General features: G+C 64.7%; 5 protein-coding genes and 1 pseudogene. All 6 read left to right on the top strand.

Features of this window, described 5'->3' with window-relative positions; genetic code table 11:
• Positions 1-871 (top strand): ATP-binding protein (locus HNS34_RS20440; protein ID WP_172321918.1); only part of this gene is annotated, 871 nt, incomplete at its 5' end.
• 19 nt (positions 872-890) lie between these two features.
• Entirely contained in the window at positions 891-1,484 is a 594-nt protein-coding gene (locus HNS34_RS20435; protein ID WP_172321917.1) for a hypothetical protein, read from the top strand.
• On the top strand, positions 1,472-3,166 hold the full coding sequence (locus HNS34_RS20430; RefSeq protein ID WP_328700583.1) for a DEAD/DEAH box helicase: 1,695 nt from the start codon (positions 1,472-1,474) through the stop codon (positions 3,164-3,166). The genes HNS34_RS20435 and HNS34_RS20430 overlap by 13 nt, the downstream gene beginning before the upstream one ends.
• A gap of 221 nt (positions 3,167-3,387) precedes the next feature.
• Complete coding sequence (locus tag HNS34_RS20425) at positions 3,388-3,588, top strand: DUF6511 domain-containing protein (protein WP_172321915.1); 201 nt, start codon at positions 3,388-3,390, stop codon at positions 3,586-3,588.
• Complete coding sequence (locus HNS34_RS20420) at positions 3,588-4,346, top strand: hypothetical protein (RefSeq protein ID WP_172321914.1); 759 nt, start codon at positions 3,588-3,590, stop codon at positions 4,344-4,346. Before HNS34_RS20425 ends, HNS34_RS20420 begins: the two co-directional genes overlap by 1 nt.
• 44 nt (positions 4,347-4,390) lie before the next feature.
• A pseudogene (locus HNS34_RS20415) lies at positions 4,391-4,947 on the top strand (AAA family ATPase); the annotation flags it as partial.

The raw sequence follows: 4,947 nt of genomic DNA, 5'->3' as shown, positions 1-4,947 counted from the left end.
CCTCCCCATCATCAGCGCCGACCAGCGGTTGGCGGAGCCGCGCGGCATCAAGGGCTGCATCTTCGGGAAATCCGGTATTGGGAAGACTTCCCTCCTCTGGACCCTCGATCCTGACCGCACCTTGTTCATGGATCTCGAAGCGGGCGATCTGGCTATCGAGGGCTGGGCGGGTGACAGCATCCGGCCGAGAACCTGGACGGAATGTCGGGATTTCGCGGTGTTCATCGGCGGGCCCAACCCGGCTTTGCGCGATGAGCAGCCCTATAGCCCGGCGCACTATGCCGCCGTCTGCGACCGCTTCGGCGATCCGACAGCACTCGACCGCTACGACACGATCTTCGTGGACTCGATCACTGTTGCAGGACGGCTCTGTTTCGGCTGGTGCAAAGGCCAGCCCGAGGCGCTGTCGGAGAAGACCGGCAAGCCGGATGTGCGCGGTGCCTACGGTCTGCACGGCCGCGAGATGATCGCCTGGCTGACCCATCTGCAGCACACGCGGGCCAAGAATGTATGGTTCGTCGGGATCCTCGACGAGAAGCTCGACGACTTCAATCGCAAGGTCTTCCAGCCGCAGATCGACGGCTCAAAGACCGGGTTGGAACTTCCAGGGATCGTCGATGAGGTAGTCACCATGGCGGAACTGAAGGCCGATGGCGGCGATCCGTATCGCGCCTTCGTCTGCCAGACCATCAATCCCTGGGGCTTTCCGGCCAAGGACCGCTCCGGCCGCCTGGCACAAGTCGAAGAACCCCATCTCGGCCGACTGATGACGAAGATCCGGACGCCCGCAGCCCCGGCGACGGATCGCCTGACCTATGCCCCGCCGCCCGTCGATCCGGCGGCCGCCGACCAATCCCAACCGCAATCCTGAAAATAGAAGGAGGTTCCCCATGGGTTCCTGGAACGATTTCAACGACGCTCAGAGCAACACCAACCTCATTCCCAAGGGCACGCTGGCCAAGGTGCGCCTGACCATCCGCCCCGGCGGGTTCGACGATGCCGCGCAGGGCTGGACCGGCGGCTATGCCACGCGCGGCTCGACCGGCGCGGTGTATCTCAACGGCGAGTTCACTGTGACCGAGGGCCAGTACGCCCGCCGCAAGATCTTCACCCTGATCGGGCTCTACAGCCCCAAGGGACCGGACTGGGCGAACATGGGCCGCAGCCTCGTGCGCGGCATGCTGAACTCGGCGCGCGGGATTTCCGACAAGGACATGTCGCCCGAGGCGCAGGCGGCGCGACGCATTAGCGGCTTTGCCGACTTGGACGGGATCGAGTTCATCGCCCGCATCGACATCGGCACCGACGCCAGCGGCGATGACAAGAACGAGATCCGCAGCGCGGTCACGCCCGATCATCGTGACTACGCAGCCGTGATGGGCGCGGCACCGTCGCTGGGTCTTCAGCAACCCGCCGCCAATACCGCCCCTGCGCCGCAGCCTGCCGCCGCACCTGTGCCGGGTCGCCCGGCATGGGCGCAGTAAGGGGTTGCGCCATGCGCCTTCGTCCGCGCCAGAGCCTCTTCGTGGAGCGCAGCCTCGCTGCGCTCTGCGATCATGGCAACACGCTCAGCATTGCTTCGACCGGCTTCGGCAAGACGATCGCGCTCTCCGCCGTTGTGGCGCGCTCCATCGAGGGCAGCGACGCGAAGGCGTGTATCCTCGCCCATCGAGACGAGCTCACGTCACAAAACCGAACCAAGTTCGGCCGGGTTGCAACGGAGATCACGACCTCGGTCGTCGATGCTGGGAGCAAGGACTGGGCCGGTCAGGCGACCTTCGCCATGGTGCCGACGCTGACGCGTCCCGGCAATCTCGCAGAGATGCCCGCGCTTGATCTGCTGGTGATTGACGAAGCGCACCACGCAGTCGCCGACAGCTATCGCCGGATTATCGACCACGCGCGAAGCGCCAATCCCGACTGCCGGATCTTCGGTGTCACCGCCACGCCGAACCGGGGCGACCGCAAAGGTCTGCGCGAGATCTTTGACAACGTAGGCGACCAGGTCCGGCTGGGGGAATTGATCGCCTCGGGTCATCTGGTGCGGCCCCGCACCTTTATCATCGACGTCGGCGTGCAGGACGAACTGCGCGCGGTGCGCAAGACAATGTCGGATTTCGACATGAACGAGGTGGCGGGTATCATGAACCGCGCCCCAGTCACCGACGAGGTGATCCGGCATTGGCGCGAGAAAGCCAGCGACCGGCCCACTGTCGTCTTCTGCTCCACCGTCGCCCATGCGGAGAATGTCGCCGCGGCATTCAACGACGCGGAAATACCGGCAGCTGTCATCCATGGCGACTTGGACGGGGCGACCCGGCGCAGGATCCTGGCCGCCTATGCGTCGGGCGAGATCCGCGTCATCGTCAACGTTGCCGTGCTCACGGAAGGTTGGGACCACCCGCCGACCTCATGCGTCGTCCTGCTGAGGCCGTCGTCCTACAAATCCACCATGATCCAGATGATCGGCCGTGGTCTGCGCACCGTCGATCCGGAAGAATACCCGGGCGTCATCAAGACAGACTGCATCGTGCTGGATTTCGGGACGTCTAGCCTGACCCACGGAACGCTGGAACAGGACGTAGACCTGAACGGCCGCGAACCGGTGCCCGGCCCAGCCCCGAGCAAGACCTGCCCTGAATGCGAGGCACAGATCCCGCTCGCCGTCACTGAATGCCCATTCTGTGGCGCTGACCTGTCGCAAGAGATTTCCGCCCCGATCGACAGTTTCATCATGTCCGAGATCGACCTTTTGAAACGCTCCAGTTTCGCATGGGTCGACCTTTTCGGTGACGATGCGGCCCTGATGGCCAATGGGTTCAACGCCTGGGGCGGGATATTCTTCCTTGAGGGCCGCTGGCACGCTGTCGGCGGCGGCAAAGGTCACGCGTCCCGGCTGCTTGGTGTGGGCGAACGCACGGTCTGTCTCGCGCAGGCCGACGACTGGCTCAACACCCATGAAACCGATGAGAGCGCTTTCAAAACCAAGGGGTGGCTGAAACAGGCCGCGACCGAGAAGCAGCTGCAATACCTGCCGACGGAATTTCGCAGCGACTATGGCCTCACCCGTTATCGCGCCTCGGCGCTGATGACCTTCAAATTCAACAAGCGCGAAATCCGCCAGCTGGTCGCTCATGCCGCCCCGTCCCTCGGGAGGGCCGCGTGAGCCATGTCGCGCAAATCCCATCCGCGCCCACAGCGGCTTCGGATCGACCGAGCGTTGATCGCCTCTGGCACCCGCGCCTCAAGCCTTGTGCCGTCTGCCTGCGCCCCGCGCGCGGCTTCGGTTTCTTCACCCCCAACAAACCCCGCCCCCGCGAACACCACTGGTTCTGCTCGATGCACTGCCAGGCGTTCTTCGCGGCACGCCACCGGAAAGGACTGACCATGCAGGGAACCACTGACCAAGAACGCCTCGCCATAGCGCTGGTGATGAAGCGGCTCGGCACAACCATGGACGAGATCGGCTGGGACAAGCGTCTGCGTGATCTGGATGCGACCGAGGTCACCGCGCTGATCGAGGAGGTCCTGGAAGGATATGGCACCGAGATGTCGCGCCTCGCTGCTCCAAACGAGATCCCGTTCTGATGCTGGATTTCAACCCACGCCCATCCATGGCCGAGCGGATCAACGCGCTGGTCGACGCAGCCCTCATCGCCGAGCGCGAGGGCACGCCACCCCGGACCTATCTCGGCGCGTCCCGCCTCGGCCACGCCTGCGAACGCGCGCTTCAGTTCGACTTCGCCGGTGCGCCAAAGGATGAAGGGGCTGATTTCGGCGGCCAAACGCTGCGGATCTTCGCAATCGGCCACCAGCTAGAGGATCTGGCGATCCGCTGGCTGCGCGCCGCCGGGATCGATCTTGTCACGCAAAAACGCGATGGCGGCCAGTTCGGCTTCTCCGTCGCGGGCGGTCGCATCAGGGGCCATGTCGACGGGATCATCGCCGATGCCCCGGCAGCGCTTGGTCTGCGCACACCCGCGCTCTGGGAATGCAAGACCATGAACGCGAAGAACTGGCGCGCCTGCGTCAAGGACGGCGTGGCTATCTCGAAGCCGGTCTACGCCGCGCAGATCGCGATCTACCAGGCCTACATGGAACCTTCGGTGCCGGGGATATCGGCGGCACCGGCGCTGTTCACGGCGATCAACAAGGACACGGCCGAGCTGCATCACGAGCTCGTCCCCTTCGATGCCGATCTGGCGCAGCGCATGTCCGATCGTGCGGTGCGGATCCTGCAGGCCACCGACGCGGGTGAGTTGCTGCCCCGCATCGCCGCCAGTCGTGATTTCTTCGAGTGCCGCTTCTGTGCCCATGCCGAACGGTGTTGGAGCCTGGCTGCATGACCGACGAGCCCTGCGATCCATCAGATCCCGACCAGGACACAGCCATGCGCGACGACACAACTTCAGATACGCCCACGGAAAACATCGTCCATTTCAACCCGTGGCGCGATTTCAACGACGCGGCCCCGCAGATCGACGTGTTCGGCGACGAGCCCGATCCTGAGCAGATCGCGCAATTCATGCAGATCGTCTTCGGCTACTGCGACGGGCTGATCCCGGTCCGCAGTTTCATCGACAAAGGCCAGGGCATCGATGGCCGCCCGCACAACATCTGGCTGGAGGCGGATCAGGCCGCGCCGGAGAAGATGGCGACCTTCGCCACATGGGCGTCGCGGGAGGGCGCAGCGGTCTATGTGATCCCCGGCACCGTGGCCGCGCCTGGGCAGGCCAAAGCCGCCGAGATCCTGCAGATGCAGACCGTCGTGGTTGATCTCGACACCGGCGACATCGCCGCCAAGCGCGCCCATCTGGAACGTCACCTTGGGTCGCCGACCATGGTGGTGGAAAGCGGCGGTGTGACGCCGGAAGGCCAGCGGAAAGCGCACGTCTGGTGGGCGCTGACCGAACCCGCCGAGGGCGATGATATTCGCCGCGTCTGCCG

Origin of the sequence: Alterinioella nitratireducens, from assembly GCF_013155465.1 — a bacterium.
Classification (GTDB): Bacteria; Pseudomonadota; Alphaproteobacteria; order Rhodobacterales; family Rhodobacteraceae; genus Alterinioella; species Alterinioella nitratireducens.
This window is presented reverse-complemented; position numbering and strand designations above follow the sequence as displayed.